The organism is Streptomyces sp. NPDC079020, from assembly GCF_044542225.1.
In the GTDB taxonomy this organism is placed as follows: Bacteria; Actinomycetota; Actinomycetes; order Streptomycetales; family Streptomycetaceae; genus Streptomyces.
The window spans coordinates 270,170-293,523 of record NZ_JBITUB010000003.1; the positions used below are offsets into that span (position 1 = coordinate 270,170).

General features: G+C 71.3%; 25 protein-coding genes. 14 read left to right on the forward strand and 11 right to left on the reverse strand.

Annotated elements, in window-relative coordinates; genetic code table 11:
• Positions 1 to 51: 51 nt before the first annotated feature.
• From ACIGJO_RS08380 to ACIGJO_RS08405, 6 genes are read right to left on the reverse strand one after another with little or no spacing between them, the layout of a single operon-like run.
• Positions 52 to 1,260, reverse strand: coding sequence for a cytochrome P450 (locus ACIGJO_RS08380; RefSeq protein ID WP_399953908.1), 1,209 nt, complete (start codon positions 1,258 to 1,260; stop codon positions 52 to 54).
• Positions 1,257 to 2,492 (reverse strand): cytochrome P450, encoded by a 1,236-nt coding sequence (locus tag ACIGJO_RS08385; protein ID WP_266932574.1) that lies wholly within the window; start codon positions 2,490 to 2,492, stop codon positions 1,257 to 1,259. The genes ACIGJO_RS08380 and ACIGJO_RS08385 overlap by 4 nt, the downstream gene beginning before the upstream one ends.
• Before the next feature lie 11 nt (positions 2,493 to 2,503).
• Complete coding sequence (locus ACIGJO_RS08390; RefSeq protein ID WP_329941050.1) at positions 2,504 to 3,151, reverse strand: ATP/GTP-binding protein; 648 nt, start codon at positions 3,149 to 3,151, stop codon at positions 2,504 to 2,506.
• Positions 3,132 to 3,503: a DUF742 domain-containing protein gene (locus tag ACIGJO_RS08395; protein WP_399953912.1), complete on the reverse strand. Its 372-nt coding sequence runs from the start codon at positions 3,501 to 3,503 to the stop codon at positions 3,132 to 3,134. Before ACIGJO_RS08395 ends, ACIGJO_RS08390 begins: the two co-directional genes overlap by 20 nt.
• Positions 3,500 to 3,937, reverse strand: coding sequence for a roadblock/LC7 domain-containing protein (locus ACIGJO_RS08400; protein ID WP_266932000.1), 438 nt, complete (start codon positions 3,935 to 3,937; stop codon positions 3,500 to 3,502). Before ACIGJO_RS08400 ends, ACIGJO_RS08395 begins: the two co-directional genes overlap by 4 nt.
• Positions 3,934 to 5,541, reverse strand: coding sequence for an ATP-binding protein (locus tag ACIGJO_RS08405; RefSeq protein WP_399953915.1), 1,608 nt, complete (start codon positions 5,539 to 5,541; stop codon positions 3,934 to 3,936). Before ACIGJO_RS08405 ends, ACIGJO_RS08400 begins: the two co-directional genes overlap by 4 nt.
• A gap of 490 nt (positions 5,542 to 6,031) precedes the next feature.
• Between ACIGJO_RS08405 and ACIGJO_RS08410 the strand changes: the two genes are divergently transcribed.
• Entirely contained in the window at positions 6,032 to 8,764 is a 2,733-nt protein-coding gene (locus ACIGJO_RS08410; protein ID WP_399954547.1) for an FAD-binding and (Fe-S)-binding domain-containing protein, read from the forward strand.
• A gap of 237 nt (positions 8,765 to 9,001) precedes the next feature.
• Here the strand turns inward: ACIGJO_RS08410 and ACIGJO_RS08415 are convergent, their stop codons facing one another.
• Positions 9,002 to 9,898, reverse strand: a complete 897-nt coding sequence (locus tag ACIGJO_RS08415) for a LysR family transcriptional regulator (protein WP_399953918.1) — start codon at positions 9,896 to 9,898, stop codon at positions 9,002 to 9,004.
• A 149-nt stretch (positions 9,899 to 10,047) separates the two neighbouring features.
• Here ACIGJO_RS08415 and ACIGJO_RS08420 point away from each other — a divergent pair, with 149 nt between their 5' ends.
• Positions 10,048 to 11,007, forward strand: a complete 960-nt coding sequence (locus ACIGJO_RS08420) for an EamA family transporter (RefSeq protein ID WP_399953920.1) — start codon at positions 10,048 to 10,050, stop codon at positions 11,005 to 11,007.
• A gap of 116 nt (positions 11,008 to 11,123) precedes the next feature.
• Here the strand turns inward: ACIGJO_RS08420 and ACIGJO_RS08425 are convergent, their stop codons facing one another.
• A complete protein-coding gene (locus ACIGJO_RS08425) occupies positions 11,124 to 11,333 on the reverse strand; it encodes a hypothetical protein (protein WP_399953923.1) in 210 nt (69 codons plus the stop codon).
• A gap of 196 nt (positions 11,334 to 11,529) precedes the next feature.
• Here ACIGJO_RS08425 and ACIGJO_RS08430 point away from each other — a divergent pair, with 196 nt between their 5' ends.
• From ACIGJO_RS08430 to ACIGJO_RS08440, 3 genes are all read left to right on the forward strand, one after another.
• Positions 11,530 to 11,835: a hypothetical protein gene (locus ACIGJO_RS08430; RefSeq protein ID WP_399953926.1), complete on the forward strand. Its 306-nt coding sequence runs from the start codon at positions 11,530 to 11,532 to the stop codon at positions 11,833 to 11,835.
• Positions 11,836 to 12,894: 1,059 nt separating this feature from the next.
• Positions 12,895 to 13,443, forward strand: a complete 549-nt coding sequence (locus ACIGJO_RS08435; RefSeq protein ID WP_399953929.1) for a hypothetical protein — start codon at positions 12,895 to 12,897, stop codon at positions 13,441 to 13,443.
• An 86-nt stretch (positions 13,444 to 13,529) separates the two neighbouring features.
• Complete coding sequence (locus ACIGJO_RS08440; protein WP_399953932.1) at positions 13,530 to 14,039, forward strand: hypothetical protein; 510 nt, start codon at positions 13,530 to 13,532, stop codon at positions 14,037 to 14,039.
• A gap of 47 nt (positions 14,040 to 14,086) precedes the next feature.
• Here ACIGJO_RS08440 and ACIGJO_RS08445 read toward each other — a convergent pair whose 3' ends face one another.
• Together ACIGJO_RS08445 and ACIGJO_RS08450 are read right to left on the reverse strand one after the other, a co-directional pair.
• The gene (locus ACIGJO_RS08445) at positions 14,087 to 14,425 is read right to left on the reverse strand and encodes a hypothetical protein (protein ID WP_399953935.1); all 339 of its coding nucleotides are present in this window, start codon (positions 14,423 to 14,425) and stop codon (positions 14,087 to 14,089) included.
• 441 nt (positions 14,426 to 14,866) lie between these two features.
• Entirely contained in the window at positions 14,867 to 15,376 is a 510-nt protein-coding gene (locus tag ACIGJO_RS08450; protein ID WP_399953938.1) for a hypothetical protein, read from the reverse strand.
• Between the two features lie 440 nt (positions 15,377 to 15,816).
• On the opposite strand from ACIGJO_RS08450, the gene ACIGJO_RS08455 reads away from it, so the two are divergent.
• The 9 genes from ACIGJO_RS08455 (at position 15,817) to ACIGJO_RS08495 (ending at position 22,714) form a co-directional block, all read left to right on the forward strand.
• A complete protein-coding gene (locus tag ACIGJO_RS08455; protein WP_399953941.1) occupies positions 15,817 to 16,731 on the forward strand; it encodes a hypothetical protein in 915 nt (304 codons plus the stop codon).
• A complete protein-coding gene (locus tag ACIGJO_RS08460) occupies positions 16,728 to 17,294 on the forward strand; it encodes an AAA family ATPase (RefSeq protein WP_399953944.1) in 567 nt (188 codons plus the stop codon). The genes ACIGJO_RS08455 and ACIGJO_RS08460 overlap by 4 nt, the downstream gene beginning before the upstream one ends.
• Positions 17,295 to 17,304: 10 nt before the next feature.
• Positions 17,305 to 18,759 (forward strand): ASCH domain-containing protein, encoded by a 1,455-nt coding sequence (locus tag ACIGJO_RS08465; protein ID WP_399953947.1) that lies wholly within the window; start codon positions 17,305 to 17,307, stop codon positions 18,757 to 18,759.
• A complete protein-coding gene (locus tag ACIGJO_RS08470; RefSeq protein ID WP_399953950.1) occupies positions 18,756 to 19,196 on the forward strand; it encodes a low molecular weight protein-tyrosine-phosphatase in 441 nt (146 codons plus the stop codon). Before ACIGJO_RS08465 ends, ACIGJO_RS08470 begins: the two co-directional genes overlap by 4 nt.
• Positions 19,197 to 19,365: 169 nt before the next feature.
• Positions 19,366 to 19,578 (forward strand): hypothetical protein, encoded by a 213-nt coding sequence (locus ACIGJO_RS08475; protein ID WP_399953953.1) that lies wholly within the window; start codon positions 19,366 to 19,368, stop codon positions 19,576 to 19,578.
• Positions 19,579 to 19,632: 54 nt separating this feature from the next.
• Positions 19,633 to 20,640 carry a protein-L-isoaspartate O-methyltransferase gene (locus ACIGJO_RS08480; protein WP_399953956.1) on the forward strand — a complete coding sequence of 336 codons (1,008 nt, stop codon included), beginning with the start codon at positions 19,633 to 19,635 and terminating at the stop codon, positions 20,638 to 20,640.
• Between the two features lie 356 nt (positions 20,641 to 20,996).
• Positions 20,997 to 21,371, forward strand: a complete 375-nt coding sequence (locus ACIGJO_RS08485) for a PadR family transcriptional regulator (protein WP_399953959.1) — start codon at positions 20,997 to 20,999, stop codon at positions 21,369 to 21,371.
• A complete protein-coding gene (locus ACIGJO_RS08490; RefSeq protein ID WP_399953961.1) occupies positions 21,368 to 22,009 on the forward strand; it encodes an HAAS signaling domain-containing protein in 642 nt (213 codons plus the stop codon). The genes ACIGJO_RS08485 and ACIGJO_RS08490 overlap by 4 nt, the downstream gene beginning before the upstream one ends.
• A 126-nt stretch (positions 22,010 to 22,135) precedes the next feature.
• Entirely contained in the window at positions 22,136 to 22,714 is a 579-nt protein-coding gene (locus ACIGJO_RS08495; protein WP_399953964.1) for a DinB family protein, read from the forward strand.
• A 166-nt stretch (positions 22,715 to 22,880) separates the two neighbouring features.
• Here the strand turns inward: ACIGJO_RS08495 and ACIGJO_RS08500 are convergent, their stop codons facing one another.
• Positions 22,881 to 23,315 carry a VOC family protein gene (locus ACIGJO_RS08500; RefSeq protein ID WP_399953966.1) on the reverse strand — a complete coding sequence of 145 codons (435 nt, stop codon included), beginning with the start codon at positions 23,313 to 23,315 and terminating at the stop codon, positions 22,881 to 22,883.
• Positions 23,316 to 23,354 lie beyond the last annotated feature (39 nt).

Below are 23,354 nucleotides of genomic sequence, written 5' to 3' on the forward strand. Positions count from 1 at the left end.
GCCGGGTCCATCACGTCGTGGCCGGGCCGCGGGGGGTCCGCGGCGGCGGGCTCAGCCGAGGTCGACGGGCAGCTCGTACAGGTCGTTCTGCGTGACGATCGGCTTGTTGCGCAGCTCGTCGGCGGGCACCGCGAGGTCCAGATCGGGGAAGCGCTCGTACAGTGCGGGCAGCGCTATCCCCGCCTCCAGGCGGGACAGCGCCGCACCCGGGCAGACGTGCGGGCCGTGGCCGAAGGCGATGTGGCGGTTGGGGGTGCGGGTGGCGTCGAAGTCGCCCGCGGTCGGACCGTGCGCCTGCTCGTCGCGGCCGAGCGCGCCGAAGGAGACGATCAGCGCCTCGCCCTTCGGCAGCACCTTGTCACCGACCTCGACGTCCTCGGTGGCGAACCGGATCAGGACGTGCGAGGTGGGGGTGTTCCAGCGCAGCGTCTCCTCGATCACGCCCTCCCACGGGATCTCCCCGTTCAGCACCCGCGCGCGCTGCTCGGGGTGGGTCTGGAGCGCCTCCACGACATTGACGATGAGGCTGATCGTGGTCTCGTGACCGGCCGCGATGATCAGCTGGAGGGTGTTGACGATCTCCTCGTCGGTGAGGCTGTCACCGTCCTCGGAGGCCGCGATCAGGGCGCTGGTCAGGTCGTCGCCCGGGTCGGCCCGCTTGCCGTCGACGATCTTCGTGAAGTGGGCGCCGAGGTCCGCCATCATCTGCGGGACCTCCTCCGGCGGCGTCTGCGTGGAGAAGAACTTCTCGAACAGTTCCTTGAGCCGGGGGTGGTCGGCGGCGTCCACGCCCATCAGCTCGCTGATGACGTTCATGGGCAGCGGGTAGGCGAACTCCGCCTTGAGGTCGACGCGCTGCCCCTGGGGCAGCTCCGCCAGCCGGTCCAGGCTCGCCTTCGTCAGTGCCTCGATGCCCTCCCGCAGCCGCTCCACCCGCTTCACGGTGAGGGCCTGCGCGACCAGGGTGCGCAGCCTGCGGTGCTCGGTGCCGTCGACGGTCAGCATCGAGCGGCCGGGGTTGGCGAGGCCGATCAGGGGCCAGTCCATCGGGATCTCGCCGCGCTGCCAGGCGCCCCAGACGTTGATGTCCTTCACGATCCGGCTGTCGGTGAGCAGCGCCTTCGCCTCGGCGTGGTGCGTGACGGCGTAGCAGTGCACACCCCCCGGCAGCTCCACCTCGGCCAGTGGCCCGGCCGCCCGCAGTACGGCGCTCTCACCGTCGAGGTCGGTCACGAAGGGGTCCAGGGCGATCCGGGTCATGGTCTTCCTCCGAGAGCGGGAGTGGGAGTGAAACGCACCGGCAGGTCGGTCAGGCCGCGCAGCCACGGCGACGGGCGGCGGGTCAGCGCCTCGGCGGGGACGGCGAGGTCCACGTCGGGCAGCCGGTCCAGCAGGACCTCGATCCCCGTACGGGCGACGACCTCGGCGGTCTCCTGGGCGGGGAAGGGGCAGCGGTGCTCGCCGTGGCCGAAGGAGAGGAAGGCGTTGTTGCCGCCGGTGAGCGCCGAGGCGTGGGTGCGGACCTGCGGGTCGCCGTTGGCGGCGGCGATCCCGAGGAGGAGCAGGTCCCCCGCGCGGATGTGCCGGCCGCCGAGGTGGGTGTCGCGGGAGGCCCACCGTCCGGCGACGTTCTGGGTGGGGGTGTCCTCCCAGAGCACCTCGTTCATGGCTTCGGCGACACTGTGCCGCCCGCCGGAGAGGGAGGCGGCGAACCGGTCGTCGGTGAGCATGAGGCGCAGCGAGTTGCCCATCCAGTCGGCGGTCGGCTGGTGGCCCGCGGCCATCATGACCATCAGGTCCTGGGCGATCTCCTCGTCGGTGAAGCCCCCGTCGTCGGCGAGCATCCGGCTGGCGACGTCGTCGCCCGGCACGGCGTGCTTGTCGGCCAGCAGCTGGGCCATGGAGGTGGTGAGGTGCTGCGCTCCGGCGAGCGCCCTCTCCCGGCCGTCGATCATGTCGTTGAGCGAGCCGACGAGCGCGGCACCGGTCTCGTTGGAGAAGCCGTAGAGCTTCGCCAGGACGAGCGCGGGGAGCAGCATCGTGTACCGCGCGATGATGTCCGTCCCGCCGGTGGAGCAGAACCGGTCGATGAGCCCGTCGGCGAACTCCTCCGCGTACCGCTTCAGCGCGAACGGGTCGACGCCCTCCAGCGCGTTGCTGATCATCATGGCGCGCCGGCTGTGCCGTTCGCCGACCGTGTAGAGGATCGACGGCTGCTTGCGCCCGATCATCGGCAGCAGCGGCCAGTCGTCCGGGATGCGGTCCCACTGGTTCCACAGGTCCGAGTCCCGGCTGAAGAGCACCGGGTCGCCGGTGACCTGGTGCAGCTCGCGGTAGCCGAGGATCAGCCAGGCGGGCACGTCGCCGTCCAGCACGACCGGGGCCACGGCGCCGTGGTCGCGCCGCATGTCCCGGTACAGCCGCACGGGGTCGGTCTGGAAGCGGGGTCCGGACAGCGGTACGGACCCGTGGGTGACGGGGCAGCCCGTCACGGGGAGAGCGGTCACGGGGTGGGCTCCGGGGTCTTGGCGGGTGTTGCCGCGGCCAGGGCCGCCTGCGGGGGCCGGGCGCGGGCGGCCAGCTTCTGGAGGTGTTCGACGAGCGTGATCAGCACGTACTTGCTGGAGGACCGGTCCCGGGCGTCGCACTCCACGAGCGGGACGTCCTCGGAGAGGTCCAGGGCCTCCCTTATCTGCTGCTCGGTGTGGAGCGGGCCGCCGAAGTCGTTGCACGCCACGATGAAGGGCGTGCCGTGGTGCTCCAGCCGGTCGATGGCGTACCAGGAGTCGGCGAGCCGCCGGGTGTCGACGAGCACGACGGCGCCCAGCGTCCCGGAGAACAGCCGGTCCCACAGGAACCAGAAGCGTTCCTGTCCCGGGGCGCCGAAGAGGTAGAGCACCGAGCGGGCGTCGAGCGTGATCCTGCCGAAGTCGAACGCGACCGTGGTCGACGTCTTCGCGTGCACACCGTCGAGGTGGTCGACGGCCTCGCCCGCGCGGGTCATGGTCTCTTCCGTGTTCAGCGGGCGGATCTCGCTGACGGAACGGACCATGGTGGTCTTGCCGACGCCGAAGCCGCCGACGACGACGATCTTCAGTCCGTTGTCGGCCGTCGCCTGCAGGGCGGCACGGTCAGAGGTTGCGGAGTCCAACGAGCACCTGTTCCAGGATGTCGGGGTCGGGGAGCCGGTCCGCGACACGGGCGGTACGGGGGTGGCGGGCGCTGATCCGGCTGGTGTCGAGCAGGTCGCACAGCATGATGCGGACGATGCTGACGGGCAGGTTCAGGCTCGCGGCGATCTCGACGACCGCTGTGGGGCGCTCGCACATCCGCAGGATCGCGACATGTTCCGACTGCATGCCGGGGGACGGATCGCATTCCGCGACAATGAGGGTCACCAGGTCGAAGGCGGCCGAGTCGGAGCGGCTGCGGCCACCGGTGAGGGTGTAGAGCCGGTCCGGGTCGTCGTCGCGGCCGGGGCGGGGGCGGGGCGCCGTCGTCATACGGCCGTGGTTTCCGCCGCGGCCGGGTCACCGGCCGGGTAGCGCGGCGGGGCGACGAGGTGTTCGCCGAGCTGCTCGACGAGTTCACTCATGTTGTGGCCGACGAGGCCGACGTCGGAGTCCTCCGCGGCGACGACCGCGAGGTGCGCGCCCGCGCCCGCCTCGACGATGAACAGCACACCGCCGTAGAACTCGGTCATCGCGGACCGTACGCCGCCGGTGCCGTCACCGAACTCGATGGACGCGCCGTGCGACAGGCTCTGGATCCCGGCGGAGATCGCGGCCAGCTGGTCCGCCTGGTCGACGGAGAGCTCGGGGGTGCGGCACAGCTTGAGGCCGTCGCGGGACAGGACGAGGGCGTGCCGGGTGCCGGGGGTGCGGTCGAGCAGGCCCTCCAGCAGCCAGTTGAGCTTCTCGTCGGTGGTCGCGGTCATCGGGTGTTGCCTTCCGGGTGCGGGGAGTTGGCTCGTACCGCCTTGCTGAAGGTGTTGAAGCGGGCTGCCTGAACCTTCGGGTCGGTGGTACGGGGCCGGGGGCTTTCGGCTCCGCCGGGGGTGGCAGTGCCGGTACGGGACTCGGCGGCGGCCAGGGTGCGGCCGCGGCGGCGTTTGGGCAGGCCGCTCTCGCCGAACGCGGGCACGGCTCCGGTCGATTCGGAATCCGGGCCGGCGGCCGGGGCCCCGGCGGCGGGGGCCGGCAACCGGAAGGAGCCGGTGGCCGAGTCCACGTCGGACCCGGCGTCCGGATGCGCGTCCGGGATCGTGTCCCGGTGCGCGGCCGGTGCGTGGGCGGGCTCCGGCTCGGCGGGCGTGACCGGTGCCGGTACGGACTCCTGTGCGGGCACCTGCGCCTGCGCGGGCACCTGTGCGGCAGCGGCGGCGACGGGCTCGGCGGCCGGTGCGGCGGTGGACGCGGTGACGCGGGAGATGAGGTCCTGCGGCAGCATCATCAGCGCGCCGGTGCCGCCCCGGGCGGAGGGCCGGAAGGAGACGGTGAGGCCGTGCTTGCGGGCCAGCCGGCCGACGACGGCGAGGCCGAGCCGGGTGCCGGACAGACCGGTCAGGTCGTGGTTCTCGGCGGCCACGGCGCGTTCGGCGCGGCGCAGCTGGACCTCGCTCATGACCAGGCCGCTGTCCTCGACGGTGATGACGATGCCCGCCGGGACCTCCTCCACGTACACGTGGACCTCGGCGGTGGGCGGCGAGAAGTTGGCGGCGTTGTCGAGCAGCTCGGCCAGGGCGTGCATGACGCCCTCGGCGGCGTGCCCGGCGATCGCGACATCGCTCGTCGAGTGCAGCCGCACCCGCTGGTAGCTGCCGATCCGGCCCATCGCGCCGCGCAGGATCGACTCCATCACGATCGGCTTCGCCCAGCGGCGCCCGGAGCGGGCACCGGTCAGTACGGCGATGGAGTCGGCGAGCCGGCCCGCCTGGGCGGTGCGGTGGTCCAGGTGGAGCAGATCCCCGAGCACGTCCTCGGAGGTGTGCCGGTGCTCCATCTCCCGCAGGTCGGCCAGCATGCTGGTGGCCAGGGCCTGCATGCGTCCGGCGGCGTTGGCGCAGGCGGCGACGGCGGCGGAGCGCTCGGTCTCGCTGCGACTGGCACGCGCCCTGAGCCGCTGGGCCTCGGTGGTGAGGCGGGCCTGCTCCGAGGCGGCCCCGTCGGTGAGACGGGACATCTCGGCCCGCGCCTCGGCGGTGATCCGGGCGTTCTCGGCGGAGGCCGCCGCCTTGATCCTGGCCGTCTCGGCGGTGAAGCGCTGGGCGTCCGCCGCGGAGGCGGAGACCAGGCGCGAGGTCTCGGCGGTGAACCGCTGGGACTCGGCGGCCCGCTGGGCGCGCAGCGCGCGTGCCGCGCCCAGGGTGTGGACGGTGACGGCCAGGGTGACGCTCAGCAGCACGGCGGCGGCGCCCGCTCCCCAGGCCAGCGGGGTCCTCACCGGATCAGGGGCGACGGCGACCGCCCACACGGTCAGTGAGCCGGTGACGATGGCCGAGATCAGCAAGGCGAGTGCGGTCGGCCGGAATGAGGGGCGCAATCGGAGTCCTTGGGGCGGACGGTGCGGGACAGGTCAAATTGGGGCAGTCCGTCACGAGAATGGATGAACGTGACAACTGGAGCTGATAATTCCTGCTCAAGTCTTGGTCACTATAAGAGAATTGACGATTGGTTTGGGAAGTTCCTGTGGGCTTTTTTGCTCCGAATGCGCCTTTGTGTCCGGTCCTATCCCAAGAGTTCACCTCGTCGAAGGGCATCCTGAGCCCATGGCCGAAGAGCGCGAGGGGATTTCCGGACAGACGGGCGACCCCGGGCACGGACTTGGTGCAGACCACAGCGGGGGACTTGGTCCGGACCGGGGACGGAGACGGGGACGGAAACGGGGAGCCGGTCCCGGCCGGGGGCAGGAACCCGCCGGCCCCGCCGGACCTGCCGGCCCCGCCGGACCCGGCCCGGATCTGGAGCACGCCCTCGGGTCCGCCGTGCGCGGAGAGGTCCGCTTCGACACCACCGCGCGGGCCCTCACGACGATGGACGCCTCCAACTACCGCCGGGTGCCCCTCGGCGTCGTCGCCCCGCGCGACGCGGACGACGTCGCCGCCGCACTCGCCGTCTGCCGCGCGCACGGAGTCGCGGTGGTGCCGCGCGGCGGCGGCACCTCCATCGCCGGTCAGGCCACCGGAACCGGCGTCGTGCTGGACCTGACCCGCCATCTGCGCTCGATCGTGGCGGTGGACGCCGAATCCCGTACCGCCGTCGTCCAGCCCGGCGTGGTCCTGGACGACCTGCGCGCCGCCGCCGCACCGCACGGACTGACCTTCGGCCCCGACCCCTCCACGCACAGCCGCTGCACCCTCGGCGGCATGATCGGCAACAACTCCTGCGGCTCGCACTCGGTCGCCTGGGGCACCACCGCCGACAACGTCCACGCGCTCTCCGTCGTCCGCTACGACGGCAGCACCCTGCGGCTGGACCGTGAGCGGCCCTCCGGCGACGGCAGCGGCCCGGCGGGCCTGCGGGAACTCGTCGACGGACACCTGGCCCTGCTGCGCACCGGCTACCCCGACCTCCCGCGCCGTATCTCCGGCTACGCCCTCGACGCCCTGCTCCCCGAACACCCGGGCGGCCCCGACCCGGCCCGCGCCTTCTGCGGCAGCGAGGGCACCCTGGCCGTCGTCACGGAGGCGACCGTCCGCCTGGTCGAGGCCCCGCGCTCACGCGCGCTCGCCGTACTCGGGTACGCCGACGAGTCCGCCGCGGCCGAGGCCGCCGCCGGGCTCCTCCCGTACGGCCCGCTCACCGTCGAGGGCATGGCCGCCGACCTCGTACGCGAACCGGCGGGGCTGCCGCGCGGCGCGGCCTGGCTCTTCGTGGAGACGGGCGGAGCCACCCCGGCCGAGGCACGCGCCCGCGCCGGCCGCGTCCTGCGCGCGGCCGACGCGCTCGACGGCACGGTGGTCACCGACCCGGCCGGACAGCGCGCCCTGTGGCGCGTCCGCGAGGACGCCGCCGGCACCGCGACGCGGATGCCCGACGGCAGCGAGGCCTGGCCCGGCTGGGAGGACTGCGCGGTTCCGCCCGCCCGCCTCGGCCCGTACCTCCGTGACTTCCGCGCCCTGCTCACCGAACACGGGCTGCGCGGCACCCCGTACGGCCACTTCGGCGACGGCTGCATCCATGTCCGGATCGACTTCGACCTGCTGAGCCCCCAGGGCGTGGCCCGCTTCCGCCGGTTCTCCGAGGAGCAGGCCGGCCTCGTCGTCGCGCACGGCGGCTCCCTCAGCGGCGAGCACGGCGACGGTCAGGCGCGCGCCGAACTGCTGCCCCGTATGTACGGGGACGAACTCGTCGGCGTCTTCCACCGGTTCAAGGACCTGTGGGACCCGGACGGCGGCCTGAACCCCGGGATGCTCGCCCGCCCGGCCCGTCTCGACTCCGACCTCCGGTTCGCCGTGCTGCCGAAGGACCCGGTGGACGTGGTCTTCGGCTACCCGCAGGACGGCGGCGACTTCTCGGGCGCGGTCCGCCGCTGTGTGGGCGTCGCCAAGTGCCGTACGGCCCCGGCGGCGGGCCCGGACGTCATGTGCCCGTCCTTCCGGGCGACCGGTGAGGAGGCCCACTCGACACGCGGCCGCGCCCGGCTGCTGCACGAGATGCTGGCGGGCGAGGTCATCACCGACGGCTGGCGCTCGACGGAGGTACGGGACGCCCTCGACCTCTGCCTGTCCTGCAAGGGCTGCCGCAGCGACTGCCCGGTGGGCGTGGACATGGCCACGTACAAGGCGGAGTTCCTGCACCACCATTACAAGGGGCGGCTGCGGCCCGCGGCCCACTACGCGATGGGCGGGCTGCCGCGCGGGCTGCGGCTCGCCGCCCCGTTCGCCCGCCCGCTGAACGCCCTGGCCCGGCTCCGCCCGCTCGCCGCCCTCGCCCGACGGCTGGCGGGCATCGCCCCCGAACGGAGGCTTCCGGTGCTGGCGACGGAGACGTTCCGCCGTTGGGCGCGCGGACGCGTGGAGAAGGGGACACGGAACGTCCCGGCCGGCGAGGTGGTGACCCTCTGGCCGGACACCTTCACCGACCACTTCTCGCCGGAGGCGGGGCGGGCTGCGGTACGGGTCCTGGAGGCTGCGGGCCGTACGGTGCTCGTCCCCGGCAAGGGCGTGTGCTGCGGCCTCACCTACGTATCGACGGGCCGGCTGGACAGGGCGCGTACGGTGATGCGCCGCACCCTGGACCGGCTGGTCCGCCTTCCCGGCGCCCCGCTCGTCGTCCTCGAACCGAGCTGCGCGGCCACCCTCCGTACCGACCTGCCGGAACTGCTCCCCGACGACCCGCGAGCCGCCGAACTCGCCGCGTCCGTCCGTACCCTGGCCCAGTATCTGGAGGCGTACGCCCCCGACTGGACCCCGCCCCGCGTCGAACGCCCGGTCGCGGGCCAGACGCACTGTCACCAGCACGCGGTGCTGGGCGACGGCGCCGAGCGCAGACTCCGTGAACGGATGGGCCTGACCGGCGAACTGAGTGGCGGCTGCTGCGGCCTCGCCGGGAACTTCGGCTTCGAGAAGGGCCACTGGGAGGTCTCGGTGGCCTGCGCGGAGGAACAGCTCCTGCCCTCCGTACGGTCGGCGGCGCCCGGCACGGAACTCCTGGCCGACGGATTCTCCTGCCGGACCCAGCTGGACCAGCTCGCGGGACGCCGGGCCAGACATCTGGCCGAGGTGCTGGCGGAGGGGCTGGACGCGGGCGCGGAGGACGCGTAGGCGCGTCGATCATGAGGAGGCGCGGCCTGCGGCGCGGCGGTGGCCACCTACCCGTCGGCCGGAGCCCCTTCAGGCCGGCGACATGGTCGGCAGCCGAGCCCGCATCGGCCGTGACCAACGGTGCGGCCACCCCGTACCTGAACCCGCCCGGCCATCACCACGAGGACCGTAGCGGTACCAAAGGGTGTCCCATAAACCCTGGTGGATCAGCGCCCGCCAGGGACGACGGGACACCGTTCAGGGCCGCGCGTCGTGGTCACGCCCCACGATCTCGCGGGCCAGCGCGGCGAGCTTCGGCAGCGCGGGGTGGCCGGGGGCGTCGCGGCGGGCGAGCAGTACGGGCAGGGGCGGGGCGTCGTCGAGCGGGCGGTAGGCCACTCCGGCGTGCGGATGCATGACGGCGGTGGACGCGCCGGACACCCCGGTGCCGCGCCCGGCGGCGATGGCGGTGAGCCAGTCGTCGGTGTTGGCGACGGTCAGGGTGGCGGCGGGCCGGGCGTGCGGCGGCCACAGATCGAGGGTGGTGGTGCCGGAGACGGTGTTCAGTACGACGGTCCCGGCCACCAGGTCGCCGAGCGACAGTGACGGGCGCGCCGCCAGCGGCCCGTCGGCCGCGACGGCCGCCACCCGGGTCTCGGTGAACAGCTCCTCGGTGACGAGCCCCGGCGCGTCCACCGGCCCGCGCAGCAGGGCCGCGTCGACCTCGCCGCGGGTGAGCCCGGCGGTGCGGTCGTCGATGCGCAGCAGTTCGAGCGGGGTCTGCGGGTAGCGCTCCTGCCAGGTCCGCAGCAGCGGTGTGGTGTACGGCCCGAAGGCCGACCAGGCGTGCCCGAGCCGCAGGGGCCAGGTCCGCAGCCGCCCGGAATCGAGCGCTTCGTCGAAGGCGGCCACCGCGGCGGCGGCCTTGTCGCGGAAGGCGACGCCCTCGGGCGTGAGGGCGAGATGGTGGGTGGAACGGTCGACGAGCAGGACGCCCAGGTGTTTCTCCAGGGCGGCGAGGGTCCGGGAGACGGCGGGCTGGGTGAGCCGGAGGCGGGCGGCGGCGCGCGTGACATTGCCCTCGTCCGCGACGGCGAGGAAGGCCCGCAGGTGGCGGAGTTCCACGGGGCGGCCGGAAGACGGTTCCCTGCTCATGCGTGGGGAGCATAACGGGAGCCCAGCAGGCATTTCACGGGACGCGCCGGGGTCCTTACGGTGGAGGAGCCCGGCCGTTCGGGCAGTCCGGATTTCGTCAATTGTCCAGTGCATTGGATTGCACTGGTGATCCCATCGAAGGCAGTCCAGTGAACGACCTGAGCACCACCGCAGAACCGGCCGCAGCGGCCGTCGCCGTACCCGAGGCGGTGTCGGCGCTCGACGGGGCCGGCGGCGGTGCGCGGCGCCCGGGTGGCCGGCGGGCCGCGCTGGGCCCGGTGGCGCTCGTGGTCGCGGGTGGCCTCTCGGTCCAGTTCGGCTCGGCGGTCGCGGCACTGCTGATGCCGAGGGCCGGCGCGTTCGGTGTCGTCACCCTGCGCCTGGCCGTCGCCGCGCTGGTCCTGCTGGTCATCTGCCGTCCCCGGCTGCGCGGCCACTCGCGGGCCGACTGGGGCACGGTGGTGGCGTTCGGCATCGCGATGGCCGGCATGAACACGCTCTTCTACCAGGCCCTGGACCGCATCCCGCTCGGTATCGCCGTGACGCTGGAGGTGCTGGGCCCGCTCGCCCTCTCCGTCATCGTCTCCCGCCGCCTGATCAACGTCCTGTGGGCGGGCCTCGCGCTGGTCGGCGTCGTCCTGCTCGGCGGCGGCGGCTTCGACCGCCTCGACCCGGTCGGCGCGGCGTGCGCCCTGGGCGCGGGCGCGATGTGGGCGGCGTACATCGTCTTCAGCGCCCGCACGGGCCGCCGCTTCCCCCAGGCGGACGGCCTGGCGCTGGCCATGGTGGTCGCGGCGGTCCTCTCCCTGCCGCTCGGCATCCTGGAGTCGGGCACCGAACTCACGGTCCCCTCCACCCTGGCGCTGGGCGCGGCGGTGGCGCTGCTGAGCTCGGTCCTCCCGTACACCCTGGAACTGATGGCCCTGCGCCGGCTCCCCGCCCCCACCTTCGCGGTGATGATGAGCCTGGAACCGGCGATCGCCGCGACAGCGGGCTTCCTGATCCTGGACCAGGCCCTGTCCACCCTGGACGCCCTCGCCATTGCCCTGGTCATCGGCGCGAGCATGGGCGCGGTGCGGGGGCAGGTGGGCGGGGGGAAGAAGCGCTGAGCCGGGGCGGCGGCGGGCTCGGGTCCGGTCGTCGGCGGGGGCCGGCGGACCGCGGGTCCAGGCGGTCGGGTCGCCGGGCGGTCGGGCGGCACTGGACCCGGCGCGGCCGCGAACCGTCACGGCATACGGGCTGAGCCGATCCGCAGGCCCTGTTCGGACGGCCAAGCGGCCGGATCGCCTCCGGCCATCCGCCTGTCGGGGGTCGTCCCCGCAGGCGCGGGGAGCAGCTGCACGGCCAGGCTCGGGGTAGCGAGGATGCGGCGCAGCGTTTCGTCGAGCTCGGCGCGGGCTGCCGGGACGGCAGAGGCGCGGATACGATCGGTCACAGTCATTCCTCCTGGTGATGCAGGGCGGATGGCTGGCCCCGGCCGGAGGTGCGAACTCCGGCCGGGGCCGTTCCATTGGGTGTGAGGCCGAGAGAGCCGGACCCACGACCGAAACCCTAGGGCTTGCCTTGCGGCAATGCAAGCCCTAGGGTTTGCGTTGCTGGGTCGCGCTCCCGTAGAAGAAGGAGAGGGCGAGATGGATCAACAAGCCGAGGAGGTGACGAGGTTGAAGGAAGCCATCGCGGCGCTGGAGGCCATGAGCGACGACGCGGCATGCACAGCCGCCGTCTCCGACGTGCTGCGGGAGTGGCCCCAGTTCCACGCTCGCCTGCGCGAGCTGCGGCAGCGTCGTGTCCGCGCCCTTCGTGATGACGAGGGCAAGACGTGGCCGGAGATCGCGAACATCATCGGCCAGGTGACCCCCGCCCGTGCGCAGCAGATCGGTAAGGGACTCAGGGGTGACAAGCGGCCGCCGAAGAAGAGCGGCAGTACCGCCGAATAGCAACAACGGCCAGGGCGGTGTTGGAGCCGCCCCGGCCGTGAGGACCAACGGGATCGCAGCCCGTGGACCAAGGAATCCGCCCAGTAGCAATGAGAGGGATCCCGCATGCATCGTAGGGCCGGCCTGCCCGCGGTCACTATCTATCGCCCCGGTTTGAGGCACGGATCACCCCTGCCCGGCGACGTCGGGCTGCTGACCGCTCTGCCGTAGGCCGTACCGCGGGCCGGCCTCTGGCCGTGGTCCCGCCTTTCACTCCGGACTGTGATGCGCCGTTCTTCCGGCGCGGCCGAGTGCCGCGCCTCTTCGCCATGCCCAATTCAGGACGGGGAACCTGTCCCGCGCCCGCTGCAGGAAGTCGCTGCGACGGGCGGCCGCCATGCCCAGCCGCAGGCGTGGCTGCGCGCTGTCGTCTGGCTCGTGGAGGCCCGCCTCCACCCGCGCGCCGGTGAGACGACCCTGCGCATTGCGCGGGATCTGGCCGCTCGCATGGACTACGTGGCCGGGACGGTGCTGTATGACCTGACCGGCACCGCCGGACGCTGTGGAATCTCCACCGCCACGGTGAAGCGGCACGTTCGCGCTCTGCGGGAGCTCGGTGCGCTGGCATGGGTGCGGCACGGGTCCCGTACCAACCTGAGGCTGCCCGGACGGCCGTACGCCGGTACGGCCACGATCTACGCGGCTACCGTCCCGGCCTCCTACGACGAGGCACATGGGCACCGGCTGGGCGGTGAGGGCTTCACCGCCCGGGTCACCGGCTTCACCGAGGAGGGCCGGAAGAGGGCAATCGCGGCAGCCCAGGAGCAGCCGCACCCTGTGGATAACTCGGCTTCGGCCACGGCCCGTTGCTCAGGGCGTGCACCCCAATCTCTTGGTCGTTACCCCAACGTGCGTAAGGCTTATGCAGGTGGGGGGTTGAAAGACACTGCGCGCAAGCGCGCGCCGCGCACAACCGCATACCCGTCCTCGTCAACCAGCAACGGACCGCGACGGGTACGGGAGTCCCGGAGTCCCCACCGGGTCGCCCAGGACATCCATGTCGCCCGGACCGTGCGGCCCTTGGTCGGATGGACCCAGGGGGAAGGGCTGCGCCGACTGGCGTTCGCCTTGCGGCCACTGATCGACCAGGGCCTGGACGTCCACGACATCGCCGCCGAACTGACCGCCTGGTGGATCAACTGGCGGCCGGCCCGCCCTGCCGCACTCATCACGGCCCGCCTGCGCGCCCGGCCGCCCCGCGATGCCGCGGAGCATCCCGGAGAAGCCGCGCACACCCGTGCGGCTGGACCTTCGGGTAACGCGGCATGGCAGGCGTGGTTGCAGCGGCGCGATCTGGAGTCGGAGGCCGCCCCTCCGCGCACCGACGACGACCGGGAGTTCGCACGGCTCTACGGATGGGGCCAGTGGGAGGGAGTTGCCCTCCACTACGACGAGGATCCCGACGACGCGCTCGACCTGTACGGCAGCCGCCTCTGCTGCTACGCCGTGAAGAAGTCGGCGCAGGCGACCACTCGAGGCCCAAGCGCCGGATCCGGTGCCTTCCTATCGCCATCCACGAGGGCTTCTGTCGATCGCCAGGCCCCCGCAGCAGGTCCGCGGCCCCGATGAGGCCCGGCACCTGATCGACTGTCTCTACGCACTTCTGCCGCCACATCAGTCGGACGTGGCCTGACCCGCTCATGTACCTTCCGGCCATGGACTGGGGAGACGCGGCTGGATGGGCCGCATTCGTAACGTCGGGTGGTGCTCTGGTCATCAGCATCAGGGCACAGCGGGATGGGCGCCGTTCAGCAAACGCGGCCGAGCAGTCAGTGGACGAGGCACGTCGGTCGGGGGACGCTGCGGTGCGGTCGGCCGTCGCGGCTGAGCTGACGCTTGCTGATCAGCAGCGTGCAGCCGAAGAGCTGCGCGCGGCGGAGGCAGAGGCCAACCGCCCGCGCCCCGTGCTCAGCATCGAGCACAGCAGGAAAGCAGTGTGGCAGCTCATAAATTCGGGCACCGCAGCTGCCCAGCACATTCGTTGCACCGAACTACCCAATGCGATGGCGCGGGGTTGGGAAGCCGAATTCTCGCTTGAGCCGGGTGATGTGCATGAGTTCATGATGGCGGCGTCCATGCAGTCCCCGATTCCGCCGGTACTGCGTCTTGTCTGGGAGGGGCAGGACCAGCCGGTGCTTCTTCGCGTCCCGCCCCGTATCGGTTGAACCCCACAGCGAGGGGGCGGACCTGAGTCCGGCCGCCCCCTGCTCAATCAGCCAAGGCCGAGAGTCCGTGCCTCTCGGGCAATGCTCTCTGCCAGCTGCCCCGCTGCGGTCGCATGTTGGCGATCTTCGCCGGTCAGGTGCTCGGCCGGTGCGAGTGCCGCGCCCCTCATGTCGAGCAAGAGGTGGGCCTTCCAGGCCAGCGAGTACAGGTCGGCTGAGGCGTAGCAATCCGTCCACGAGGTCCTATGGCCCGTCGAGGGGCAAACGCGGTCTGCGTGGGCGGTGGCGAGAAGAACGTGGGCCTCTTCACCACCGAGCAAAGTGTCGTACGGCTCGCCGTGCTGGCGGCTGATGAACTTCGCGGCGTCCAAACGGGTGCGATGCACGTCGTCCTCCTAGGGCGTTCAGGCCCCGCGCCTATACACAGACTAGGGCGTGGGGCTGGCAACGCTCCCTCCGGTGCACCTCAGAATGCGACGAGGCGGCCCGTCCGTCTTCCATCGTCGGGACCTTCGAGCTCGCGGGCTGCACTGCGCGCGTCGTCCATAAGGTGACGGTCAGTGCTGCTGCCTGACGTGTTCACGCCTGCCGCTTCGAGAGCGGATGCGAGGCTGCGGAGTAGACGAGCAAGGCGCTGCGGGTCGTTTGCGTAGGACATGAGTTGCTCCCTGGGTTGAGGCGGCGGGGTGCTTCGCCGATTTAGTTGTGTGGGGGTGGAGGCCGGATGTCTCATGCTGACCCGTCACGGTCTGGTGACGATGGTCGGGCATGGATGGCGCCCGGTCACCTGACGTGGCGACGGGCGCCTGAACCGCTTGGCCAATCCGCTATGCCGAGCGAACCTTCTCCAAGGCGCGTTGCGTCAACTGCACCGCCCAATTCACTGCCTCGTCCGAGGTGAGCGGGCAGTTGACTACGTACTGATGCCCGTCCTTCACGTCGCGGAAGTGGATGCATTCCGTGGCGATGTCGGCGACATCGTCTCGGGTCAGCCGTAGGGTGAGCCCAGAGTTGGCAGGCTTCACGTACGCGACTGCCCCGAATCGGCGCTTCCCGTTGTCGCGAACCATCAGGTAGTCGGTTTGACCGTCCTTGGTCCGCGCCGACTGCCCGGTGACGATCTCAACATCCCCCAGTTGGTCCAGGTACTGCTTGACGCGCTCCTTGCCCTCGGCGGTTCGGCCCCTGCCGTCGATGAAGAGTGCAACCTCCATGCCGCTCATGCCGGTGCTTGAGGCCAGAACGTCGGCCGTCTCGGGCGTCTCTTCGCCGGATACCTCTCTAGTGAGGCGCAGGAATTCTGCGATTTCTTCAGGTGTGCCTTCCAGGACCCTCATGATCATCCTTAAATGCGCGCGAACCTCATGTGTGAGCTGGTCACTGTAGCGCGTTCTTGCGTGAGTAGAAGCTGCTCACGCTAACGCTGGATACTTAGGTGCGAGTGGTGCGCCCGGAGTGCTTGCATCGGGCGTAGCGGGCGAGGGGTATGGCGCCGGCCTCGGTGCGCGCCAGGGGGAGCCTCGCAGACGGGCGCAACGGCGTTGAGGTGTATGCGGCCTTCGTCGGCGCCGAGAGAGCGCTCGACACAGATTCGGGTGGCGAACAGGCTCGCGCCCTGGCCTGCCAACCAGGCTCTCACCCTGAGTTACAAGTGCTGGATTGGCGCTCAGACGGCCGAGGGGTCGCGAGACTGGGTACTTTCTGGTCTAACTACTGGGCAAATACTGGGCGTTGTGCTGCACTGGGGTTCTCGCACCGATGAAGGGGGCGTGGATCGATGGTGACCACGGTCGAGAGATCCGACCGCGTGGCCCTGGAAGAATCATCTGAACTGGCGAAAGAGCTTCGTGGGCTGCTTCGTAAGGGGCTGCCCCCGGACCCGCGTGGCGACTGGCCGCGCCTGGGTGCCCTGGCCAGTGTCAGCGCGCGAGCGGGTGCCGACGCCACCCCGGCTGGCCGGGCCGAAGCCCTCGACGGCGTGCTGCGCCGGGTGCTCGGGCGGATCGAACCCGAAGGGCTGCGGGGTGCGGCGAAGGCGCTCTTCGGTCTGCCACCTGCCAGCCCCGGTCTGACCCTGACCGTTCGCCGGGACCTCGCGGCGAAGGAGGCCGGCCGGGAGGTGAACCACTTCCGTAAGCGGGTGGAGCCCGAGATCCTCGTGGGCCTGGCCGTCGCGCTGGAGCGGGACGCGGCGTCGCAGGCGGCGCCGTGGGCGAGCGCGCCACCCGTACGGAAGGCGCGGCGCCGCCGGCGCCTGCCGCCGGACGTCTACGCCTGGGAAGCAGCGGAGCACGAGGAAGCCCTGACCCGCCTGTGGGCGTGTGTATACGCACTGCGGGCGGAACTGCTGGCCGTCGAACGGCAGGTCAGCATGGGCTACTCCACCGACGCCACGGCGGACGCGGCCCTGTGGCGGTACGGGCAGATGCAGGCCCAGGCCCGCCGCTACCGCGCCGCGTACGGCGGCGAACTGCTGCCCGACGGCGCCGCCCCGCACGACCTGGCGGACCTGGCCGGCTGGACCCCTGCCCTGTCGCCCGCGCAGCTGCTCCTCGTCGCCGATGCCTCGTCGGCCCCTGACCCCGCCCTTTTCACGGCGGCAGTACGGGAGGCGCCGGACGGCGACGCACTGATGACCACCTGGCGGACCGCTCTGACCTCTGACCCCGACGACAAGGAGACGACCTCATGAACACCCCTCACGACAGTCCGGTGATACCGCCCCGCCGCTACGTCATCACCGGCGGACCCAGCGCGGGCAAGGAAGCGCTGTTCGAAGCGGTCGCAGCTGCCGGGCTCCCCGCCACCGAGGGAGAGCCCGCACGGGAGATCTACCGCCGGCACCGCGAGCGCCTCGGCCGGCACCTGGAGGTCGGCGACCGACGCGACTACTCCCGCGAGGTGCTGCGGTCGTTCGTCGATGAGTACTGCGCCCACAAGCAGGGGCTGCGGTTCTACAACCGGGGCATCCCCGACGGCTACGGGTGGGACGCGTTCTTCGGTCTCTCCCCGTACCCCGAGCTGGAGGAAGCCACCCGCATCTACCGGTACGACGTCGTGTTCGTTCTCGACCCGCTGACCAACTTCGAGGACGAGTCGGACGTGGTCTTCGCGAAGGACCGCGAGATCCGGCGGGTCCACGAACTGATCGTGCAGGGCTACTACGACGCCGGGTACGAGCCGCTGTTCGTCCCGGCCGACGAGGCCGGCGCACGGCTCGACTTCATCCGCGCCAACATCCGCCCAGCCATGTAGAGGGAGCATCATGTCCGCGCACACAGCACCGACCCTGATCTCACCGAACAGCGTCCTCGCGAATGCCCTACTGCGCACCATCGACATGATCCGCCCCCGCGTGCAGGCGATGCGCCCCCAACGCATCGAGTTCGTCGTCGGCACGCAGATCAACGGCGCCCCGCACCTGGGCACGAACCTGGTCCAGGCGTCGGCGTTCCTCCTCGCCCAGCAGGCCCGGCGCGTGTTCCGCACCGACACCGCGGTGAAGTTCGGGGCGCTCGACAACGCCCCGTACGACATCGTCCTCGACCCCGAGACCCACCACGCCTACCAGCAGACGTACCACCACGCGCTCGGCAAGGACGGCGTCGCCACCCTGATCGACGGCTACTATCGGCCCTTCTTCGACTCCCTGTCGGACGCCACCGACGTCGAGTACAGCACCGAGACGTACAGCGACCAGCAGGCCAGCCCCGCGTTCCGGGCCGAGTTCCTCCGTACCCTGGAGGTCCTGGACGATCTGCGGTGGTGGCTGAACCCGTCCACGGGTGTGGTCCACACCCGGCTGCCCTGCCCCACATGCGGATGGGCCGAGAAGCGGGCAGAACGCACCCGACTGGTGCGGCTCGACGGCGACGGCGCCGTGTTCTCCGCGATCTGCCACGACCACGGCCCCTACGAGCTGTGCATCGATCCCATGGACGGCGGCTATCTGGACCTGGCCACCCTGTACCGCAATGTGGTGAAGGAACGGGCGTTCACCCGCAACACCCGGACCCTGCACGTCATGCTCAAGGGCGGCGACTGGGCGTTCGGCTGCCAGCTGGTCGACGGGGCGCTCGCCGAGCTGGGCACCCCGGCCCGCGCAATGCCCGTCCGGATCTTCACCCCCCAGGTGCTGTCCGACACCGGCGGCAAGCTGTCCAAGTCGCTCATACGCGCGGCCGCGATCAGCGACTTCCCCGGCGTCGAACCGTGGATGCTCTCCACGACCGACTGGCCCGGCACCACCGACCAGTACGTCGACGCACTGCTCTGGATGGTCGGCCACCTGCTGACCGACCCCAAGCACTTCTTCCGAAGTTTCACCTCACAGGAGTTAGGACGTCTCATGGCTTCGCGCCCCTCCCACCTCGCCACGACCCCCCGGTCCCGGGACATGCCGATCTACAAGCAGTACTACGACCTCATCGCCAACGGGTCCAAGACTGTCGAGGTGCGCGTCGCCTACTCCTCGATGCTGCGGATCAAGGCGGGCGACCAGATCCGCTTCACCTGCCGCGCCGAGAACACCCTGACCCGCGTGAAGCGCGTCACCAGGTACGACAGCTTTGACGAGATGTTCGACCACGAGAACGCGGCCGACATCAACCCCACGGTCACCGTCGAGGAGCAGCTGCGCGCGATCCGCGACATCTTCCCCGCGGAGAAGGAAGCACTCGGGGTGCTGGCCATCGAGGTCGAGAAAGTCGTCACACCGTGAGCGCCGACCGGCCCCGGCGGATCCTGACGGTGTGCATGGGCTGTCACTGCCGCGCCCCGCTCGCGGCAGCCGTACTCGCCCAGCACGGCGGGACCGCGGTTGAGGTCCGCTCCGCCGGCATTCGCGACTGGCACGTAGGGCGCGCCGCCCACCCCACCATGATCGAGGTCGCCGCCGAGCACGGCTACGACCTGAGCACCCATCGCGGCGTCCAGGTCAGCGAAGAACTCCTCGCATGGGCCGATGTCGTACTCGCCATGGACGCCACCGTGCTCGCCGCTCTGAAACAGCTCCCGGCCGCGGACGCCGGCCCGCACGTGGTGCTGTACCTCGGCGACCAGGATGTCCCCGACCCGTGGGAGAGACCGCGTTCCGCATTTGCTGAGTGTGTGACCACCGTCGAAGCTGGCGCGTACCAGCACGTGGCACGTACGTAGACGGTCGTGCGCAGCTCGTACCTTCGGGCCGGTCGCTCAGATATGGCCATCGCCCTGCTGGGTCGATGGCCATATCGCTCTGCTCAACGAAATTTGCATCGATGGTGCTGGCGTACTGCTCAGGCAAGGCCGGGATGCGGTAGGACGATCTCCGTTGCACGCTGGCTTCATGCGCACAGCACCCATTATCGTGCACCGACCGTCGCCTTCCGGCGGGCGGCGTGTCACTGTGCGCGGCCAGATATTGGGGCTGGCCTTCTCGGATCACGACCTGACCGTCTTCCTCGCTGACGCGGGCTTGCTGGATCCAGATCTTCTGCTCGATGACCCGCGGTGGGTGGAGTGGCGGGGTGGCCGCGCCCATAAATGGGACGCGGCCTAATGCTCAGCCGTTGTGCAGCGCCTTGTGAGCTTTATCTAGGAAGTACCCAGGCTGATGTCCGCCGTCGCCCTGGCTGCCGAGACCGTCCCCGAGCGCCACTACACCCACCACGAAGGCCGCGGCGCCACACCGCACCGCTCGAACCCGGCCGTCATCCACCGCGAACTGTCCACCCTGGGCGTCGAAGCGGGCATGAACGTCGTGGAGTTCGGCACCGGCTCCGGTTACTCCGGCGCCCTGCTCGCCGATCTCGTCGGCCCCACCGGGCAGGTGACCAGCCTCGACATCGACACCTACCTGACCCGCTGGGCGGGCCTTATCCACCACGAGCGCGGTGTGGACCACGTCCGCTGCTTCGCTGCGGACGGCACCGGCGGCTTTCCCGAGCGGGCCCCGTACGACCGGATGGTGGCCTGGTGCACCCCGCCGCTGCTGCCCAAGGCGTGGGTGGACCAGGTCGTCGACGGAGGCCTGATCGTCGCGCCGCTGCCGATCGCGGCCGTGCCCAACATGGCCGTCGTCGCCAAGATCCGCGTCACCGGCGGCGAACCGATCGTCGAGGAGGTGTTCACCGGCGGGTACATCGAGGCGACCAGCTCACCCAAGACCGACCTGGACCTGCCCGGCCGGTGGGTGGACTGGGAGAACCGTCTTCCCGCCCCTTCCTGGATCTCCATCGCCTGGCGCGGCGAGGACGACCAGCTGCACACCAGGGCCCGCACAGCGCTGGGTCGGCTGCTGACGGACGCGCACACCGAGCTGTACCACGGTGAGGAAATGGACCTGCCGTCCTGGCGGACTCTCGCCGCCACCCGCAGCGACCACAGCCTCACCATGGCCGTGCTCACACCGGACATGTGGGCGATCGGCCACACCACCACCACGGCCGCCGTCATCCAACAGGACGGCACGATCCTCGCCGACGCCCCCGACTCCCCGTCCCTGACCGTGCTCCGCGACTGGTTGACGCAGTGGGAAGAGGCAGGGCGCCCCGCCCCCGCCACCTACACCCCCGCCCTGAACAGCATCGGCGACGGCTGGGACCTGCGGCTCTCCCTGTAGCCCCGCCGCTGCCACTCACACACCCTGCCCGGGACACTCAAGGCGTTCCGGGCAATGCCCTCTCCCGCCACGTCGCAACCTCGGTTGCCAGCTGGTCGAAGGGGCGCTGGTGTCCCGGCTGCCGGCGGCTGGACAGTTCCGCTCGTACCTGCCGTTGCCTCCACTCCGCATCCGGCACCTTCGGGGCGCCGCACGCCAGGAGCCGGTTGCGGGCGATGCGGGCGATGCGCGGGCGACGCCCGGTCCCGGTGGGCCGGAGGGGGCGGCCCGCTGCCGGGAAGGAGAGGGAGGCGCAGGTCGAGGGGGTCCGCGCCTCGCCTTCCCTTCCACGCCCGCCGTCCGGTATCTTGCATCGCATGGAACCAGGTGATTCGACCAAGCAGGCTCGGGCAGCCGCCCAGCTGCGCAAGGGCGTCCTGGAGTACTGCGTACTCGCGCTGATGCGGGACCGCCCCCGCTACGGCGTGGAACTCCTCCACGCCCTGGAGGACTCCGGTGCCCTGGCCACCAGCCAGGGCACGGTCTACCCGCTGCTCTCCCGGCTTCGCCGCGACGACCTGGTCACCACCACCTGGCAGGAGTCCGCTTCCGGACCGCCCCGTCGCTATTACGCGCTCACCGACAGCGGCCGGACCGCACTCGACGAGTTCACCCGCGTCTGGCCCGGCTTCCGCAACGCCGTCGACGCCTTCCTGGCCACCCCGCATCCCCCCACCGGAGACCACGCATGAAGACTTCTGCCGAACCCGTACGCGACTACCTCTCCGCCGTCGAGCGCGAGGCCTCCGCGCTCCCCGCCGACCGTCGGCAGGAGCTCCTCGCCGACCTCGCCGAGCACATAGAGGTGACGCGCGCCGAACGCCCCGACGCCGCGATCGGCGAGATCCTCGCGGAGCTGGGGGACCCCCGCACGATCGCGGCGACAGCACTGGCCGAGGCGGGCGGCGGGACCCCCGCGACCGCCGGGACCGCCGCGACCGCCGGGGCTCCGGCCGGGAGCGGTGCCGGCGTGCCCGCCCGGCGCGGGAAGGTCCACCCCCTGGTCCCGCTCCTGATGCTCACCCTCGCGCTGCCCTTCACGATGATCTTCTCCATCGGCCCCGACGCGGCGTTCGATCCCGGCGCGGTGTTCGGCTTCCTGTTCCGCGTCACCGGCGCGGTGCTCCTCTGCACCTCGGTGCACTGGACCGCCGTCCAGAAGACGACCGGTGTACTGCTCACCGTCATCGTGCCGACCACCGTCATCGTCACCTGGAATGTGATCAGTGGCTGGGAAGCGGGCGAAATGCAGGCCCTTCTGGGCAACCTGGGAAGCCTCGCCCTGATGGTCGGTGCGGCCGTGTGGCTCTGGCGGGTCCGCCGCGTCTGAGCGCGGTCACCGGCCCGGCGACGGGGACGGGCCATGCGCGGTCCGCGCGGGTCCACACGGGTCCACCTGGGACGACCTGGCCGGAATGCCATCGTCCGGCCGGTCGCGGGGCGCAGAATCGGCTGGTTGATCCAGAACGATCAGAAGGACGGCACGATGACATCGACCGGCTCGGACCTCCCTCAGTCCGTGGAGCGCGAGGACCTGCTGGCACTGGTCGCCGACCAGCGCACCAACTTCCTCTACACCGTCGCGGACCTCACCGAGGAGCAGGCCCGCTCCCGTACGACGGTGAGCGAGCTGACACTCGGCGGGCTGGTCAAGCATCTCGCGCAGGTGCAGCGCGGCTGGCTCGACGTGGTCGACGGCACGGCACCGGCCGAGGTCGGCTGGTCCGACCTCGACCCCGACGGCAACCGGCTGACCGACACCGAGACCCTGGCCGGCGCGCTCGACGCCTTTCACGTGGCCGCAGGGGAGTTCGACCGTGCGGTGCGGGAGGAGACCGATCTCAACCGTACGGTGACACTGCCGCAGTACCCGTGGTCGCCGCCGGAGCCGGTCAGCTGGACCGTCCGGCACGCCCTGATGCACGTCTTCCGGGAGATCGCGCACCACAGCGGCCACGCGGACATCGTGCGCGAGGCCCTGGACGGCGCCAGCACCACCGCCCGGATGGCGGAGGCCGCCTCGCGCGGGGAGTGACGTCGCGCGGGGTGCCTTGGCGCGACCGGTGGCGTCGTGCGAAGGGATCCGGGGAATCAACTGACCAACGGGCTCGGCAGTTGACGGGCCGGACGGCGCGCAGGCCGCCGCCCAGTCCCCGGCCCGCCCAGCCCCCGGCCCGCCCCGCCCTCAGTCCGCCCCGCCCTCAGTCCAGGCAGAATTCGTTGCCCTCGGGGTCGGCCATCACGATGATTCCCTCGTCCACGCCATCGGGGTCGAGCCGGTACAGCCGCTTCGCGCCCAGCTCCTCCAGCCGGGCGGCCTCCACCTCCAGCGTGGCCATCCGCTCGTCCCCGGTCTGGCCGGGTGCCGCGCGCAGATCCAGGTGCAGGCGGTTCTTCGCCGTCTTGCCCTCCGGGACCTTCTGGAAGAACACCCTCGGCCCCTTGCCGTCCGGATCCGTGATGGCCGAACGGCTGTTGTGCTTCTCGGGCGGTACGCCCCACGCCGTCAGCGCGGACGGCCAGTCGGGGAAGCCCTCCGGCGGGGGCTGGACGCGATAGCCCAGCGCCTCGGCCCAGAACGCCGCCTGCGCGCCCGGATCGGCGCAGTCGTAAGTCACCTGGAATTCCTTGGCCATGCTGCCTCCGACCGCTCGAAACCTGCCCTCGTCCGCGCC